We start from the raw sequence: 18,113 nt of genomic DNA, 5'->3' as shown, positions 1-18,113 counted from the left end.
AGCCTGAAAGGCGTAATCCGACCTACACGGTGGGGATGGAATCGCAGGGCAGCGTAATCCGGTCTACTCCCGCGTTACCTCAACCCATTGCCCTTTACTGCGCGCTTGGCGGCTGCCGTCGTACATGGCTTGCACGTTCCAAGCAGGCAGGTAGAAGCGTCCGGCGAAGGAGGCATTGAGCGCCACCCGCACGGTGAGGCGGTGCTTGCTGCCCGGTTTCAGATCGAAATAATGCATCACCCGGTCGTCGCGCAGGTCCTGGTAGGTAATACGCTCCTGCTGCTCATCGCTGCCATCCAGCCGGCTGCTGGTAATCTGCCAGCCGGAAGGAAGGATTTGGGTGAGAGCCAAATTTTCCAGGGTGCGGTTACCGGTGTTGGTAATGGTAACTTCGGCCACAAAATCCTGCCCTTGAGGCAACTTTTGCGGGCTCACCGCTTGGCCATCCGCAAAGAAGCGGGTGCTAAGGGTGAGCCCTTCACTGCTGGCCTGTTCGTTACCCGGCAGCGGCGTTCCCACATTGCTCAGGGTGGCAAACAGCTTACGCTGGCTATCATTGCGCACGGTAAAGGCCTGGGCGTGCTGGCTATCGGCCAGCGTTTGGCGATACACCGGTGAGGTGGCTGCGATCTCCTGCCATGCCTGCTTGCCTTCGCGAATCGCAAACCGGTAGCCCTGCTCATCACTCTGACTGCCGGCATAACGGGCCATGGCCATGAGCGACCACGCGGTGGTTTGCGTGCTGTACCAATTGTCACTGGCCAGCTGGCTGGCAATGTCCTCTGCCAGGGTCCAGGCCTTGGCGCTATCGCCACGGGCATCGGCCACGGTGAGGCGGATAGCCTGGTCACGCAACTGAGAGCCATAGGTGTAGCTAGCGCCGTCGTATTCCAGGCCCGACGCCGCCGTGGCGGTGAGTTCCGCCGCCACGTCGCTAAGCCCCATTTGCAGGTATGCCGCCGCCAGCAGCCAACGACCACTATGGTAGCTGGCACTGCGCGCATAATCCGCCCGGGCCATTTGCAAGCGTTCGCGCAGGCGATTCATGACGCCCACTTGGGGCTTGCCGGCCAGTGCTAGGGTGTATTGGCGGTAAGCTTCCGCGCTCCACTGCCAGGGGCGATCGCCCAGGCTCTGGCTTCGGCGAATCTGGTAAGCGGTCCAGTTATCTAACATGGCCGCCGGCACGGCATAACCGAGCCGCTTGGCTTCAAGCAAGAAATGGCCCGCATAACTGGTGCCCCAATCACTGGCATTGGCCAAACCCGGCCAGTAGCTAAAACCGCCATCGGCCAGTTGGAACCGCTGCAGCCGCTCGATGCTAGCGGCAACGTTATCTTGAACGTCCTGGGCTTGTTGCTCATCCAGTTGCAGCAACTGATTCAGGTACAGCTGCGGCAACACCGCCGAGGTGGTTTGTTCGATACAGCCATGGGGGTAGCGCAGCAGGTAATCCAAACGACGCTCTAGCCCCATGGCAGGCAAGGCACTAACCACCACGGTACTGCTGTTAGTACCGGCCATGCCGTGAGGTTGGGATCCCAGCGCCCACAGTTCACCGGGCGCCAGCACCTTGCGGATATCACGGGTGGTGGGCGGGTTGGCCGCCCGCACTGGCAAGTGCACGGTTTCCGACGTGCTGTGCTCGCCCCCTTTCGCGGTGACGGTGATATCGCCGATACCCACCTGCTGTTTGGCGGTGATTTTCAGCATGGCAATCTGATCGGACGGGCCGGTGAAGGTGAGCGATGCCTCGCCCTGCTCCACCTCAAACAGATCGTCGTCCGCCTCCACAGTCAGGGTCACGTTCTTCAGGCTGTCGTCGGTGACAAACACGGTTACCGGCAACGCAACACTTTCTCCCGGGCCTAATACCCGCGGCAAGGTGCTCAGCACGGTGAGCGGCTGGGTCACGGTAATATCCTGCTCTGCCTTGCCGTAGGCGCCGTTATCGCCGGCCACCACCATGGCCCGAACCTGCCCCATATAGGGCGGCAAAGTAATATCGTGGTGCGCGGTTTCATGGCTATCTAACGGGAAAGGGCCAAGGAATTTCACCACTGGCGGGAACCGACGGCGTTGCTTTTCTCGGCCATCATCGGCGCCATCGGAGCCCCCCAGCGCCAGCAGCTGATCCAGCTCTGCACCGTAGGCGCCAACCACCATGTCGAATAGATCCCAGGTGAGCACCCCCAAGGCTTCACGGCGGTAGAAGCTGTCGTGGGGATTCGGGGTTTGGTAATGGGTGAGGCCGAGCAAACCTTCGTCCACCAATGCCAGAGTGTAGGTCATCGGCTTACCCTGCTGCTCACTCACCTCCACCGTGAAGGTCTCTTCGGGTTTCACCTTTTGCGGGGCACTCAGTTGCGGGTTGAGGCGCGTATTGGGGTCATCCACCAGCAACGGCACCAGCCCATAAAGGCGAATGGGCCGATCGTTATTGCGGCCACTGTGCGGTTGCAGCAGGGCCACATGCACATACACATTGGGGGCCATGTTGGCGGTGACGGGGATATCCAATGTTTGTGCTTTGCCGTTAGCCTCTAACCAATAGTGGTCCAGCACTCGGGAGCCGGTTTCCAGGCTCACCAGCAGACGGCCCTTGGCCACGGCGGGCAGTTCAATATGGGCGATATCCCCTACCGCATAGCGGTCCTGATCGGCGGAGAGTGACAGCCGTGTAGCTGCATCCTGACTCCCGCTGGCCTGCTCCCAGCTCCAGCCCAGATAGACTGTTTGCGCGGTGCAATGGTCACTTTGCCGATCACAGATGCGGATCAGGTGGCGGCCCCAGTCGTAGTCTTCCCCGTTCAGGTTCCATTGTGCGCGGCCTTGGCCATCGGTGGTGATTTGAGCCTGGGCTACACGCTGGGTGCTGGGGTCGCTAATGTAGTTGCTCAGGTCATCGCCTGAACGATCCCACCACCAGCGCCAGTCGATCTGGTAGACGCTGATGTCCAGGGGCCGACTAGGCTCTGCTTTGCCATCGCTGTTCAGGCTGATCAGATCAATGGCGTGCTGGCCTTCGCGGGACAACGCACCGCCCCAACCACTGCCTTGCGGAATACGCATGCCCACCCAGTGCTTGAACGGGTACACCGGCACGCTGCGAATTTGGGTGCTGTAATCGCCGCTGTTTTCAAACACACGGGTGGTCAGCGTGGCACGCAGCATGCCCGGGGTCTGGTCCACATTCACAGTGAGCGGCACGGTAGCGTTGCCCTGCCCGTCCACATTGCCCTCGAAAGCTGTGAATGGTTCGCTGCTCAGTTTCCGGGTGGGGTCGTCGAAGTGATAAGCATCGTAGCCATCGAAGCGGGTGGTCCGCGCACTAACGCGCACCTGCATGTCCGCTTCCAGATTGGCCGCAGTGGCGCCATTGAGCCATTGGGTAAACAAGCCAATGTCCGTGGCCTCGTTGGCATACAGGGTTTCGGGCAAATCCAGCTCGATCTTCAGCCGGTTAGGCTTAATCGCTTCCACCCGAATAGGGGTATCAAAATAGCGCTCCCCCAGCCGCGCCACCGCACGCCAGTTACCGGTGGGCGCATCTTCGTCCGTGTGTAAGGTAAAGGCATAGAAGTCACCCACGGGTGTATCCAGGGTGTAGCTTTTCACCTTATTCCCTCTGGGGTCGAACCAGTCCAGCGTCAGCGGGTGCCCCTCGGGAATCATGTTGTCCTGATCTTCCAGAATGAAGGTGAGGTGGATGGCATCACCGGGACGCCACACATCTCTTTCACCGTAGAAAAAGCCTTTTAGGCCATCACGAACCTGCTGGCCACCGGTGTTGAACTGGTTGGTGGGCAAGGCCCGGTTACGGGCCAGCTTCAGGTAGCCGTTGTCCCGATCCTTGACCGCCTCCAGATAATAAGCGTTGCCTTCAAGGGTGAGGCTGGCCATGCCTTGGGCATCGGTGAGCCCCATGCCCACTTGCTGCAGTTGGTAGTTGTAAGCTTTGAGCACCACGCCTTCAGCAGGCGTATTGCTATCCAGCTCGGTGGCCACCACCAGCAAGGTGTCGTTCTGGCCTTGCTTGGCAATCAACCCCAGGTTGGAAGCCAAGAAAGCCCGGGTGCTGCTGGCCAGGTCGTTATATTCATAGTAGCTGTCGGAGCAGGGGTTATCTTTTTCGTACCAGCTCAGGTAACCGCCATCGATGTAATAGTTTTCGTAGAGATCATTGCCACCATCATCTTGCCCGGGGCCTTCGTAATTGTCGGGCAGGGTAGTCTTTTTATTCAGGGCACCGTCCGGGCAGTGGTAGCTGATGTCGTCGCCATCGATGGCCAGGGTTAGATGCACCAGGCCATTGGGGTGTTTGGCCATCAGCTCGGTGAGGTCCAGCTGATAACGCTGCCAGCCATCGCCAGTGCCCGGCAGGCTCAGGGTTTTCTGCCACAGGTAGCGGCCAGTGCGGGAATCCATGTCCGCCTCATTCAGTTCACTGCCCTGCAAATAGCGGCCGATATTGTCATCGAATACCCGGAATGCCTGCACTTTTACCGAACGCACCCCCACCGCTTCAAAGGGCACACTGAGTTGCTTGCCATCGGGCAAAATAGTGCCTTCACCAACGAAGCGAACCCCAGGCTTGTTGGTCACCAGGGTCAGGTTCTTTTCCAGCGTCTTCGCCAGGCGCCCCTGGCTGGCCGAGCGCAAGCTGGCGTCGATAACCAACGCCACATCGTCGTCCAGCTCTTCCTGCGGGTAAATGCGCAGGGTGCTGCCGTCTACCTCCACGCGGGCATTGTTGTCATTGAGGGTAACCAGGCCTTTCAGGTTCTGGGTGGCGCTCAGTGCTTCAGAGAAATTCACCTGGATGTGGGGTTGGGGGTAACTGACCGCGCGCACATTGGTGACCGCAAAGTTTTTCAGCGCCGGTACGGTGTAGTGGCGTTCACCGTTGTTGCTCAGCCCCAAGGGCGCCGCATCCCAGCGCAGTAACACATCGCTGGCTTGCGGCTTACGAACAATGCCGCTCACTGAAAATGCATGGCGAAGCCCGGCGCTGTCATGTTGCCAGGCAATGGTTAAGCCATCACCGTTCTGGCTGGCGGCCAGCACCGACTCCACCTTGTCGTGGTCCGCCAGGTCACGGGTCTCAAGGCTGCCGCGTAACACCATCTCACGGCCATCTTCGGTGGGTAACAGGGACTCCACGCTCAAGCTCAGTTGCTGGCGCAATACCTGCAGGGAAAATTCTGCCGGGCTCAAGGTGTCGTCCACATTTGCCAACCCCTGTGCGTACAGCACTAGGGTCAGCGATTCACCACTGGGCAAAGGTTCTAAGGGGCGAATTTCCAATCGATCTTCAGCGGTAAACACCGCCGTCACCGGACGTTCCGGCAACAGCCGGACCACGCCGGACTGGGGCTTGTCTAACTGATCGGGGCTGGCTACGGGATGGTTAAAGCGCACGATCAGCGGTGCACGGGCACTGATGGTGCCGGTGGGCAGGCTCGCTAGATGGGTCTGCCAGCGCTGATCCAGTGGCGAGACGGCAGGCGCTGCGTTATTTCCCTCTGCGGCCGCGACGTTATTATCCTCGTTGCGTGTGGTGTCTCCGGCTTCATCACAGCCGACCACCAACAGCACCGCCCACAACATCAATAGACGAAAAACCGACAAACCCAGACGTGGCATGAGCCCCTTCCCCTAGCAACATGATTAACGTGGAAAAGATACCACAGACATGGACCATTCGTTGGGTCACTCTCGTAACGGCGACTTCCCGGCCTTGCCGACGGCAACAACCACGTTAAGCCTGAAAGGCAGTGTGTTCTTTCTCCGTGAGAGAAGAGGCAATCCGACACACCACCTGTCAATTAAGCATGAAGGTGGAATATTCCAGCTCTGCCATTTTGCGGCTGACCAACCACAAGCCAAGCAACACACAGACAGCCAAGGCCAGCAAGAAACCAAAACCGAAAAACTGAGGGCCTAGGTACAGGCTAATTCCAGTAAAAATCACATTAAGCACGAAGAACAACCCGGTCAGCAGCACCAGCATGCGGCGCTGATCCAGGTAGCAGAACACGTTGATGATGGCGAGGAATACCACCTGTAGTGCGGTAGCAATCAACTGCACTTTGAGCAACGGTAGGTACAATTCCGAAATGCCCAGCGCATGAAAGATCTGCGCACCGGCAACCATAATTACCAGCGCCGAGATAGCCTGAATCTTGAGAATCTGGAAGATCCCCTGGCGAATCACAAAGACCATTCGATTGCGCATATCTTCAATATAAGACAGCGAGCCGCCTTCACGAACTGCATCGTAGAAGTTGGAGTAATACTCCACAAAGTCCGTTTCCATGCGCACCAGAAACACTGCCATGCCAGGAATAAGCGACAGATACGACAGGAATACCGGGATATCGTAGATTAACGAAGCCCGAAGCGGCCCGATCACATCGCTTCCGGTGCCATCGTAGAACCAGAACATGGCCTTGTCGGCCCACACACCGGCGTTGTAGAAAAAGCCGACCAGCATCAAGGAGGGGTACAGGTATTTTTTACTGAACATGGCGAACGACACCACGCTCTCGGCAGGGTAGCCCCGCACGATCAGCACCAGCATGCCTGCCAATAAGGTGACTTGCCCAAGCAGAAAGCCCAACAACAACCCTTCCAGCCCCAGAAACAGCAGCAATAGCGCCGCTACAACCGTAATCCCGTACCCGAGTGCGTACAGCAGAAGAATAGCCTTGTACTGCTTCATGCCAGACAGGAATACCGTGGCGATCCAGATATTGCACAACACTACAAAACAGGCGATCAACAACACTCGGAAAAGAATGCTTTGCTCCGGAAACAGGAACATGGCCACCGGTAACGACAGTAGCCCAGCAAAGATCGTGACCAGCAAGGTAACGCCGCCAAAATTAGGCAGAATCAGGTCTTCGCGCTTTTCAAACGAGCGGTCGGCACAGAAACGAGTAAACGCCAGCTGGACAATACCGGTGAGGGTCAAACTGACCGCAATCAAATAGGTGACCGTGACCTGAAATTGCGTCACCGCCGCATTGGGTATCACGATCCCCAGGCTGAAAATACCGATAATCAGGATACCGATGATCGATAACACCCAGGGACCTGAGCTGATCACTCCGGCATAGGCGTAGGCACGAATGAGCCCGAGCAAGGTGTCCTTACGCAACAGACGGCGCAGCTCAAAACCGATGCCTGCCATTAGTGGCGGCCCTCCTTATTACTGGCCGAGGCCGCAATGCCTGAATCATCAAGCAAAGAACGGTATAAATCCCGATAAGCGCCAAACATCATTTCCTGGGTATACAGGTTTTCAACCCGACGAATACCCGCCTGCTGTGCTTGAAACCACGCGTCTTTGTCTTTCAATAACTGAGCCACGGCGTTACCCAGCGCTTCTGGGTCGGCAATGCCCACCACCTCGCCAGCTTTACCGTAGGCACGATCATCTTCATCAAGGCCTTCGATCAACTGGCGGCAAGACCCCACATCCGTGGATACCGCCGGCACGCCGGCAGCAAACCCTTCCAGCAGCACCAAAGGTAATGCCTCACTGATGGAACTGAGCACGATCACCCCCACCTTAGGGAGCAATTCATCAATTTTCTGAAAGCCCAAAAACTTCACATTTTTTTCCAGCCCCAGGCTGGCCACCAAGCCACGGCATTCCTTGGCGTAATCTTTATCTTCATCTTCCGGCCCGGCAATCCAGCCTTCCGCTTCGGGAATCACATTGACCAAGGTGCGCATGGCGCGCAGGAAGGTTTTCACATCTTTAATGGGAACCACACGGCCAATCAGGCAAGCCACCGGGGGAATGGCTTCACCACGGGCGGCGCGCACTTTCTGCATACGTGGCAAGTCGATGCCATTAGGGATATTCAGTGTGCGGTCCGGGGGGGCGCCATCTTCCATCTGCCGTTCCCGGTTTCGTTCATAAAGAGCCACGATCCGGTCTGATGCCTGATAACACTCACGCCCTAACTCGGTGAAGAAATTCACCCATTTCTCCCGAAAATAGGCCATCTCCGAGTTATTCTTTTCCACCAAGCCACGGTTATCGCTGATCCATTCACTCTGGAATAGATCGATTTTGCGCTCTTTGGTGTAAATACCGTGCTCGGACAACAATAAAGGCTTGTTGGTGCGGCGCTTTAGCATGGCCCCTAGAAAGCCGGCATAACCGGTCGAAATGGTGTGGTACATTTTCGCCGGAATTAAATTATCGGCAATGTCGTTCAGCACCCAGATGGGCGAGTGCATAATACGGATGGTCCAGAAGTAATCCACAAATGACGGGTCACGGCTAAAGTTCCGGTACGCTTCGGCGATATAATCCCAGCTGGCCCGGCTGTGCAGGAACGACTCTTCGGAATAATCCTCGCCTTCGCCCAGATGAGTCACAATGCGGCTGAACAATTGGCTGCGTTCGCGGGTCTGGACGCCCTCTTTCACCATGTCGTGAAAACGCCGCAAATCGGCATAAGCTTTGCGATTACCCTTGAGGGAGCGTTTTTGCGCCCCCCGCTGAAAATTGTGCAGGTAGTGCACTTCAAGGTGCACCACGTTGTCGGGCAGTTCGTATTTCATCTCGCCGTAGTCTTCCGGGCGGCTGCCTACAAAACAACAGGCAAAGGTGTACTCGGGAAAACCACGAATAATCTGGTTTACCCAGCTGGACACACCACCACTCACGTAGGGGAAGGTGCCTTCCAGTAATAGACAAATATCGGCGCTATCCGCCCGTGGCAGGCTCATAGGCCCTCCAGAATTCAACGGATTTATTCAGCTGGGTAAACTGGCTGTCATCGGTGATTTCCAGCATCAACATACGTACCAGCGACATTTGCCGGCGCTGCAACGCAATTTCGGCAAGCCAGGGATTCACTTTCGCCGCAGAAAGGCCAAGTCGGCGGGCAAATGTCATGGACTGGTGCGCTTCGCCTATCTGTTCCTGGCTGAGCTGGATACGCCCGCGTAACAGCCACAGCCCAGCATCTTCTGGGCTTTCCATCAGCCCCATATCCGCGTAATAACCGGCTCGCTCTAACGTTAACGTACGAATATCACCGCGTACCAAATTCTGATAATTGAGCTCCCAGTAGAGCTCGGCCAGGCGACGCGCCAAACGGTAACGGCGGGACTCTTTGGAGCGCTCCAGTAAATGCAGGGCTCGCTCAATATCACGGGTAATTTCTTTTTCTTTTTGATCAAGAATCCCGTAGGCCAACAATCGCAGATCTTCAAAGGAGTCGCCGAGGGAATGGCGTAACAGATTACCGGTTACCCTGGCAGGCATATCTTTAAGCACCAACATGCCTTGCACGCGTAAGGCATTTGGCGCCTTTGATGAGATCAGCAAATTTTTTAGATCGATCTGTCGAAAACCCGCGGTGCTATTCACTTGCACCGGGGTAAAGTACGGCTGATCCACCAACCCAAACGGTAGATCCCGAAACAATGCCGGCAGCCAGATACCCAGCGCAACACCACCCAAAATCGTCACTAACCCCATGGCGGGGATAAAGAACGCAAAGGAAAAAACCAGCACCCAGGAAAGGATTTTTGGCGTTCTGAAACGTTCAGGCAATAAACTCCAGGCCACCACGGATAACAAGGCTGAAGCCAAACCGTGTGATAACAGATACAACAAGAAAATCGATAAATCCGCCTGCTTGCTCAACAACAGCATTAGCGATGCGATTTCTGCAGCGACGGCATAAATAATTAGCTTGAGGCTAGACACCGGCTGCCTCCAGCAACCTGGCGATCTGCACCTCGGGGTCTCGCTGGTCCAGGTGCCGGTAAAAGAACTGTATGCCCGCCTGGCGTAGGCTCATGAAGACGTACTCCTCTTGCAGCCATTTTTCCGTACGCAGAACATAGCCCTCCAGACTGGATTCCCCGGTCATAGGCATCATGATCATCAGTACCCTATCGCTGATCCACCATGCCAAGTCGAGGCTACGCAGGCCACGCGCCAGAGCATCCAGAATTAGCCCGGCCTGCTCGCTTTCATCGGCCACAAATAGGGTCAGGGAAGTATCTACTCGGCCACCTTCACGCAAACGCACCAAGGCAGCCAGCTCGCTGGCAATACGGAAGGGCATGGTCGGCCAGCGATCCAACATCTCATCCACTTCATCGCCGGCGTGCACGATATCCGCATAAAAGTTCAGCAGCACAGACAGCAACTGCAGATTTTCATAGTTGATCGAGAGGAATGGCAGGCGCTCAATCACCATCATCCCGATGAGGTCTCCACCGCTGTTGATGATAGGCGCAGCCACCAAATATTGGCCATGGTAATTGCTGTCGTGGCCTTGCTGCTGAACGTGGGCCAATAGCCGATGATCTAGCGCGTGCTGAAGGAGTTCGTTATCTCGGTCCAGGGGGCCATTTTCTCCCAACAGGGCCGCCGGCTCGTCATCAATCCGGCCATTAACAACGCGGTACAAGGCACAACGCTGTAGCTGGCAATACTCTGCCAGAAGATGCACCAGATCATCCGCTGCAGGCAGCCGAATGCTGTCACTTTCATCTAAGGTCAGCTCGCGCAACCGCGCCAGCGCATCGCGCACGGTGTAGGGTTTAACGAGTAGATTCTCTTCCAGGCGGTCATGGGACAAACGCAACAACACATAGCGCTGCGTAAGATTCTGCAGGCGCTCCAACGCATAACTGGAAGCACTGTCGGCGCGCATCAGTTTGACCCGCCACATATCGGCAAACTCGCCGCAGATCAGAATAATAACGAAGCCACCGAGCATGGTGGATTCAGGAAAGGGCAAACTGGGGTAAAAGCCGAAAAACCTGAGAATAAACCAGCTACTGACCAAGCACAGCATGCCAAACACACCGAGCAGGCTGCCGTAACGAAGCGCCAACAGGATAGGCACTAGCAGCACCCAACGGAAAGTTCCGATAAGCGTCAACGGATCGTCATAACGTAACCAGAGGCCCAAACCAACCGCCAGGGCGGTCAGAATGATCGCTTCGCACATCGACCAGAGCACTCTCGGCTGCGGCATAAACAGCCCCGCCAGCCTACCGTTGCTGAGGTGCTCCAACATTACTGCACCACCGGCGAGATCAGTTTATCGATCACTTTCTGGCCGACTTCACTGAGCGACTGGCGGGCCCAGCCCGCGCGCGAGCCGGTGCCGCTATAAACAATGCGCCCCTCAGGCAGTTCTCGGATTTCAATCATCACCCCTACCGCCGGCTCACCGTCCACACCAGTTTTATAACGCCATTCGTGTACAACCCCACTAACCACATAATCCGCCGATTGGGAGCGAATCCACTTATCCATTTTCTTGCGGCTGGCGGCGGATGTGCCTTCGAATAACACTCCTTGGTTATCGCTTTGCGGGTAGCGGGTCACCGTGTTAACGCCATGGCGAAACAGCACCGATTCTACGATCGCTGCCGCCCGCAAGCCGGCCTGGGGCGTCGCGGTACGGTTAACCAAAGGCAACACCAGCCATGTGCCCTCCCCAGACAATTCCACATTCTGACTGCTGCGAACATGAGTACAACCGGCCAGCACGACAGCCAGCAGCAAGGTACCCAGTAGCGGAATGCTCACTCTCATTGGATTCACTCCTAATAATAAATTCTATATTGCAGCCCAAAGCGGTAGCTGTCTTCATCACTGCCACCGCTATTGAGCTGTTGCTCCGCGTAAATCTTCCATTCATCACGCCCGATCAAAGGGCCTTCGACCCCGAAGCGGCCGGTAAAACCCGCCCCAGACAAACTGTTCTCGCTGTAGCCAATTTCTCCCCAACCCTGTAATCGGTGCGCACGAATATGGACATCAGGCTGGCCCAACAACAGTACTATTTCCGACTCGTGATAGTCTTGCGGTAGCGGCAACGTCTGGGCCCCCGGGGGTAGCAGCGCACGCACTTGCGCCATGCTGTCGCCGCCAGCGGTGAAGTCCGCACGGGTGTGCCTCACCCGTACGCCGGGGGAAAAGCGTGATAACCAGGGGCGCCAGGTGCTTTGAGCATTGATGATACTGCCACTGCCCAGATCGCTCTCATTGAGATCATGGTAGTCATAGTTGGCCCAATCCACACTGCTTTGCCAGGTGGATGATGGCCTCCAATTCAACAACCACTGGCTACCCGTGCGTGACGCACCGAGAATCAACAGGGACGATTCATCCGCCGGCGTTCGCCATTGGTAATTCAGGCTACCGGACCAATACTGCGTCCAGTTCGCCCCCAGCTCCAAGTCCGCCATGGTTTCACTATTGTTCAACAGATTGCGCTGGCCCAATTTCAGGCGACTGCGGAACCGTTCGCGCTGGTAGGCTAACGCCACCGAGAGGCGCTGCTCATCATCACTGATCTGCAATAATTCATCGTCATTACTACTGAAATTGCGCTGACGAGCCTCCACCGACAACTGCGTGAAGTCACTGATCGGGTGGTACTGAACAAACTGCAGGTCCTGAATATCCAGCGCACCCAAACGGCGCTGCTCAAGATGAAACTGGGAGGAAAGCGCCGTAGGCAACAGCAGGCTTTCCTGCAGATTATTACTGCCTGCCAACTCTGGCGCTCCGGCCTGAATGGCCATGAAAGTATTAGCGGCCTGGCGCGGTTCATCCAACCGCACGTGGGCTTCCAGCTGTTCGGACAGGCTAAGCTGGCCCAAGTACTGCTCACGCGTTCTGGCTACCGAATCCAGATCACCCTGCACCAAGGCATAGGCCAGCGCTGATCCAGCCTTAAGCGGGCCCTGCTGTGCTATTTTTTTACGTAAATACCAGCTCTGAGCCAAGCCAGGTTCCGACTGACCAATGGCCCACTGCGCTAGCCATTCAGCATGAGCGGCGGGCACGTCTTCCATGCCGTCTATTTGCGCTTGGGCCAGTTTGAGGGTGGTGTCGCCATCATCAAATAACAGGCTTAGGGTCAACTTCATGTCCCTATAGGTGGCCTGTTGCTGCGGTTCGACCGTAAACGGAAGCTGCTCTTTTAGGCGACGCATTACCGGCCAAGCTTGCCCGTTTCGCCCAGAAGCAATCAACGCCTGGGAGTAATACCACTGCCTCTCCCAGTTATCGCGGGCAGTTTTCAGTAGTTCAATTTCATAGCGCAGGGACTGCTCCGCATTACCCAAGGCCATTTGTGAAGCTGCCAGCACGTTCCAATAGCGGCGGTCACTGCGAGCCGAGTCTTCCCAATTCACCAGAGCCTGTTGCAGCGCGGTATCTTGGCCTGTGGCGATGAGCAGCCACATCCAGCTAATGCGGGTTTCTCTGTCCTCGGAATTTAAAACCAAGGCTTTATTAAGCCACCGCTGCGCCGCGTCTGCATCCCCGCGATGCAATTGCAGGTTGGCATAGAAGCGCAAAAATTCCGGGGTTTGTTCAAGCCGTTGTCGTTGTTCCGCGCTCAGCCCCTTAAGAAAGGCATCAATGGCGGCATCATCGCCGCGAGACTGCAGCTGGTACAATGCGCCAAGTGCCAATTGCGGGTCACCGTTCTTGCGCCAGGCCCGGCCCATCAGCAATGCTAGCCGCTCCGGCTGGTAATAACGGGACAGCGTTATATAGTTATACAGGTCGTCTATCTGATCGTCTTCATTGTCCACCAGCTCCTGGTAACGGGACAGTGCCAGATCCCACTCCCCCAACTCCCCGGCCATCACCGCAATACGACGGGACAATGCGGGTATATAAGGCAACTGGTTAGCATCACGATTTAGGTCTAACAGCGCTTTTTCGCGTTGACCATTTAGCCAGTACAGATCTGCGGCCTGTTCTGCCATCAACGGCTCAGGACCAAAACGATCCATGTATTCCCGGGAATAACCTGCCGCCAGCAAATCTTCTCCCTGGTTCAGAGCCAAGCGTTGCATTTCTCTTAGCACCGCTTTGCTGGGATAACTACGACGCCACTGTTCGAAGAAGCGCAGCCCTGCCTCAGGCTGACCCAACAACTCGTATTGCCGACCGATGGTGGCAATGATGCCCGCATCGTAAGGGGACACGCTCAATAGCGCCTTGTGAGCCCGCAGGGCAAGGCGGTTGTTATAGGTCAGTGGCGCTAACTCCAGTACGTGCTTCCACGCCTGCGGGTCATTACTCAACTCCGCCACCTGACGCCAGGCCTTCAATGCGGTTTCCGGGTCGCCCAACCAACGGGATACTTCAGCCAAACGACGCCACCAGCGCTCATCGTCGGAACGCCAGTAGAGCGCATTTTCAATCACTTGCCGGGCACGGGGTAAATTTCCCGACGCCATAAACACCCGATAGCTGCGATCGTAATAGCGTTCCACATAGGGTTCTGGATCCGCCGCATGGGCTGTCCATGCGCCGGCCAATACCGAAGCAAGAACAACCATAAGCAACAGACGGAACTTCATCCGGGCTCCTCGATATCCGCCAGCCTTAACAGCAACACCGCATAATGTTCTGCCGCTGCCATATTGCCGCCAGCCTGAGCCAAGGTCATTAACCGGTACAAAACGTCTTTGTCATTATAAAACGACCGTTCACGGGCGCCGGCCAAGCGCATGGCCTTGCGATGCAGGCTCCCTGCCTGCAAAGCATCCAGCGCAGCCAGAAAATAGCGCTTGCGCACCTGATAATTGCCTCGTGAATCCATAGCGGCAATATAGGCGTCCGCCGATTCCGAGTAACGGCCATGGGCCAGCAGCACTTTGGCTGATTTCACATACCAGCGGCTGGGGTTAGCCGCATTGTCAGCCAATCGAGTGAAAGCCTGTACCGCCTGGTCTACGTCCCCCAGGGCCAGGGCCATATCTGCAAACGCCATGCGCTTTTCATTATTCAGCGCACCCCAGTCAATGCTGCGCAACTGCGCTAGGGTGTCATGCTGCAACATGGTTCCAAAACGGTTGTCCGGTGTGATGGCCATCAGGCGGGTAAATTCGCGACGTAATTCCAGCCAAGCGATCTGGCTGTCATAACGGCCATTGCTGACACGTGCCACATAGCTCAGTTGATTATCTGCCTCCACAAAATCGCCTTGCAGAATCAATTCGCGAGCCATCAGCAGCCGTAACTCGTGGTCGTCGGGTTTAGCCTTCAGCCATGCCTGCATATAACTAAACGTAACCGCATCCAGACGAGCGCTGCGCAACGACGAGGATAGGTCCCGTGGGAAGACCATCCAGCACACCACCGCGATGAGAATCAGGAAGGCAAATAATTCGAGTAAACCAACGACCCGCAGCCGCTCAGTGCGGACATTGTAACCGTAGCTCGTTGAGCTCACGTGCCGCACTCCTGTAGCGATTAAATCGACCGTGACGGCCAATCGGTTTAATAATGTTACCTTGGTGACGCAGGGTGCAGCCTTCGACGTTGGCCAAGGTGAACGCCAGTGGAGCCATGGCGCTCAGGGAGAATTGCAGTCTTTTCCCATTCCGAGAGAACGCCGTCAGCCGCCCGTTCGCCTGCTGTAGATAGGGCATGGCATCATCCGATGCTACCCGCCCCTGCCAACGGGCGCGGCCACCACTGAGGTGAACATAACGGCCCGGTTTATCCTCCCGGAATCCAGCTACCCCATCGCTCCCGGATATTGCCGGAAAGCTCAGCTCATCCGGTAAGCGCAAAGTACGCAACTCACCGCTGCCCTGAATTAGCCATTCATCACCACGACGGGCAATGACCATATCGTTGAAATCGAGCACTTTACGCACGTATTGCGATGCAAAGAGCGGAAAATACGGTTGCTCACTGGCCCACTGATATACCCGGCGCAATGATTCCAGCGACGCATTCTTACTAGCAATATAGGTGTGGTAGTAGATATCCACCGGCTTAAAACGATGCGGAGTCTCGGTCAGCTTGAAGGTTTCGATGACCCTTTCAAACCCGTAAAAAGGACCGGTCCATTCATTGGTGTAAATATTTTCATTCTGGTTAGGTGCATACACCTGAAACTCATCGCCTTTGGGCACACCAATACCTTTGACTAGGGTCCAGGTCGGTGCACTTTCAGTAATGGTGGTATTGCTGCCATTCATGTTCAGCAAGCCACCTTCACGGGCCGCTTTTAGCGCTTCCGGAGTGGGGATGGTATCTCCGCTCCACAACACCATGCGTGTTTTCTTACCCGGAGGTAACAGCTCGCGCTCAATATAGTTTGCCGAACCTACCACCTCACGCACCGGGTCCATACGGTAATCAGGAATCGGCAATCTCAGCTGCCCTTCCGGCCCGTAGAGTTCACCGGGATTTTCCTGAGCATCGTACCAGAAGAAGGGATGTGAATAGGTATGGGTTGCCGCTTCCACATGGGGAAGCGCAAACATGGCGCGGGCAATGCGTTGCAATTCCGGCGCCATTTTCGGGTACAGGCCCTCGCTGGACACCTCCCCTTCAATCACCGAAATGGTGGTTGGAATATCGAATTTCTTAAGAATCTCATCTAATAAAACCAAGGCGTCGGCTTCATTGCGATAGCCCTCCACTTCCGCCAAGCTGGGGAAGCCATCGCCATCCATATGCGCAAATAGTAAGCGACGTCCATTTTCTGTTGTTACATCCGGAATCGGCATGGCCGGCAACTTCAGCGCTTCACGGGTAAAGGTGAGCGGGTTGATCATCCAGCGGTTCATGCCTTCTTTAATACCGGGCATCATGGAGCGAATGGGGAAGGGCTGAAAGGCATAGCCGCCCCACGGGGTGGTGGCCACCGGAATCAGTGTCTGGTTGTCGCTACGCAATTCAAGCCAAGGATTGGCCTCTTTACTGTCCAGCGGGGAAGATACATCCAGTAATCCCGGTAGCGGAATTTCGAACCCCATGTCCGGGTGCTGATAGTGAATACTGGGCGGGCTGGTCGGCGTGCCCCGTGAGATAAATCCAAAGTCCTCTGCATGGGAACCTTTCGGGTCAATTGCAGGGAAACCCAACATGAGAATGGGAACGCCGTTGTCTTTCTGTAGAGCCAACCAGTCTTCAAATTCATCGCTGCGGGCTTGCGGGTCTTCTAGCCAAACCACAATACCGGCATAACGGCCCGCCAACGTTCCCGCGGGCATCGGTGTATCTATTACCCGCACATCGGGTACCAGCCCTTGAAACTGTAGTGGCATTAACCCATAGAGCACCGCCATGGATAATTCCCAAGTGCTTTCTTTACTACCACCGGTGACCATCAATACCTGGCGAGGGATGACCTCCAGCTCTCCCACGCCCAACATATCCAGCGCCGGGTTAGTCACCCAAGGAATCACATTATGGCGGGCAATGTCGCTAGCGATTTTACGTGCCTGGTCACGGTCCCTGGGGGGGGCATAATCAATGGCAATAGTGCTAACACCATAGCGCTCACGGACTTGCTCAAACTGATCCAGCAGCCATTGCCGGTCCGACTCCGGAACCACCGCAAATTGATCTTTGCTTGGCAACCAACGCTGGTAGAGGGACTCTGCCGCCACCGCATCCACGCGGGCCTCAATCAATGGCATCAGCTCAAAACCGCGATTGAAAATAAACCCGGCTTCGGGATGGCGCTCGGCAATAGCGTTTATCAGCGCGGCCAACCCTTTTTGTTGACGTTCACGGGCGGCGTCGTCTTCCGCGACCAGTTGATAGCTATCCAGGGTATCAAGGAAAAAACCGCGATAGCCCTTTTGCCATAGAGGCTCAATCACGGCATCAATAAAGTAGCTGCGTAGCGCCGGGGAAGACTGGTCAAGAATAAACGACCCCCAGTCCGGGTTTTTCCCCAACAACCAGGCCTTGTCCAAACCAGAGAAATAATGACGTTGGGCCAGCACTTCACCCAAGCTCACATAGGCATAGAAATGTTCACCCTGGTAGGCCTGGGGCACAGTGTCAGCCTGATTTGGCTCCACCACGGGAAAATCAAACACGGCCAGCGAAGCCCATGGAATATCGGGGCCATAATAAAAGGCCGCTGTTTTGGCGTCAGCCTTACTCTCTACTGCCGAGGCAGTAGCCGCAACACACCAACACAAGAAAAAAATGACGTAACGAATGGGCACGTCCCTGACCAGAAATCTGAAAAAGAATTTTAGTCTATCTGAATTCACGTCAAGACGAAGTGAAATATGGTAATTGAGCCTCCCCAATGTAAATAAGGACCCATCAGCAT

Annotated in this window: 9 protein-coding genes; all 9 read right to left on the bottom strand. The window is 55.9% G+C overall.

Going from position 1 to position 18,113, the window contains the following annotated elements:
• Positions 1-63: 63 nt before the first annotated feature.
• The 9 genes from ABO_RS04640 to ABO_RS04600 all read right to left on the bottom strand — a co-directional run bounded on the left by ABO_RS04640 (position 64) and on the right by ABO_RS04600 (position 18,003).
• Positions 64-5,646, bottom strand: coding sequence for an alpha-2-macroglobulin family protein (locus ABO_RS04640; RefSeq protein ID WP_011588182.1), 5,583 nt, complete (start codon positions 5,644-5,646; stop codon positions 64-66).
• A gap of 178 nt (positions 5,647-5,824) precedes the next feature.
• Entirely contained in the window at positions 5,825-7,195 is a 1,371-nt protein-coding gene (pelG, locus tag ABO_RS04635) for an exopolysaccharide Pel transporter PelG (protein ID WP_011588180.1), read from the bottom strand.
• Entirely contained in the window at positions 7,195-8,751 is a 1,557-nt protein-coding gene (gene pelF / locus ABO_RS04630) for a GT4 family glycosyltransferase PelF (protein ID WP_011588179.1), read from the bottom strand. Before pelF ends, pelG begins: the two co-directional genes overlap by 1 nt.
• Positions 8,729-9,739 (bottom strand): hypothetical protein, encoded by a 1,011-nt coding sequence (locus ABO_RS04625; protein ID WP_011588178.1) that lies wholly within the window; start codon positions 9,737-9,739, stop codon positions 8,729-8,731. The genes pelF and ABO_RS04625 overlap by 23 nt, the downstream gene beginning before the upstream one ends.
• Positions 9,732-11,066: a PelD GGDEF domain-containing protein gene (locus ABO_RS04620; protein WP_011588177.1), complete on the bottom strand. Its 1,335-nt coding sequence runs from the start codon at positions 11,064-11,066 to the stop codon at positions 9,732-9,734. Before ABO_RS04620 ends, ABO_RS04625 begins: the two co-directional genes overlap by 8 nt.
• Entirely contained in the window at positions 11,066-11,590 is a 525-nt protein-coding gene (locus tag ABO_RS04615) for a hypothetical protein (RefSeq protein ID WP_011588176.1), read from the bottom strand. Before ABO_RS04615 ends, ABO_RS04620 begins: the two co-directional genes overlap by 1 nt.
• A gap of 11 nt (positions 11,591-11,601) precedes the next feature.
• A complete protein-coding gene (locus ABO_RS04610) occupies positions 11,602-14,382 on the bottom strand; it encodes a tetratricopeptide repeat protein (RefSeq protein ID WP_011588175.1) in 2,781 nt (926 codons plus the stop codon).
• Positions 14,379-15,257, bottom strand: a complete 879-nt coding sequence (locus ABO_RS04605; RefSeq protein WP_011588174.1) for a hypothetical protein — start codon at positions 15,255-15,257, stop codon at positions 14,379-14,381. Before ABO_RS04605 ends, ABO_RS04610 begins: the two co-directional genes overlap by 4 nt.
• The gene (locus ABO_RS04600; RefSeq protein WP_232501283.1) at positions 15,220-18,003 is read right to left on the bottom strand and encodes a bifunctional glycoside hydrolase 114/ polysaccharide deacetylase family protein; all 2,784 of its coding nucleotides are present in this window, start codon (positions 18,001-18,003) and stop codon (positions 15,220-15,222) included. The genes ABO_RS04605 and ABO_RS04600 overlap by 38 nt, the downstream gene beginning before the upstream one ends.
• Positions 18,004-18,113: the final 110 nt, after the last annotated feature.

This window comes from Alcanivorax borkumensis SK2 (assembly GCF_000009365.1).
In the GTDB taxonomy this organism is placed as follows: Bacteria; Pseudomonadota; Gammaproteobacteria; order Pseudomonadales; family Alcanivoracaceae; genus Alcanivorax; species Alcanivorax borkumensis.
Note: the sequence above shows the minus strand (reverse complement) of the source record. Positions and strands in the feature narration are given on the sequence as shown.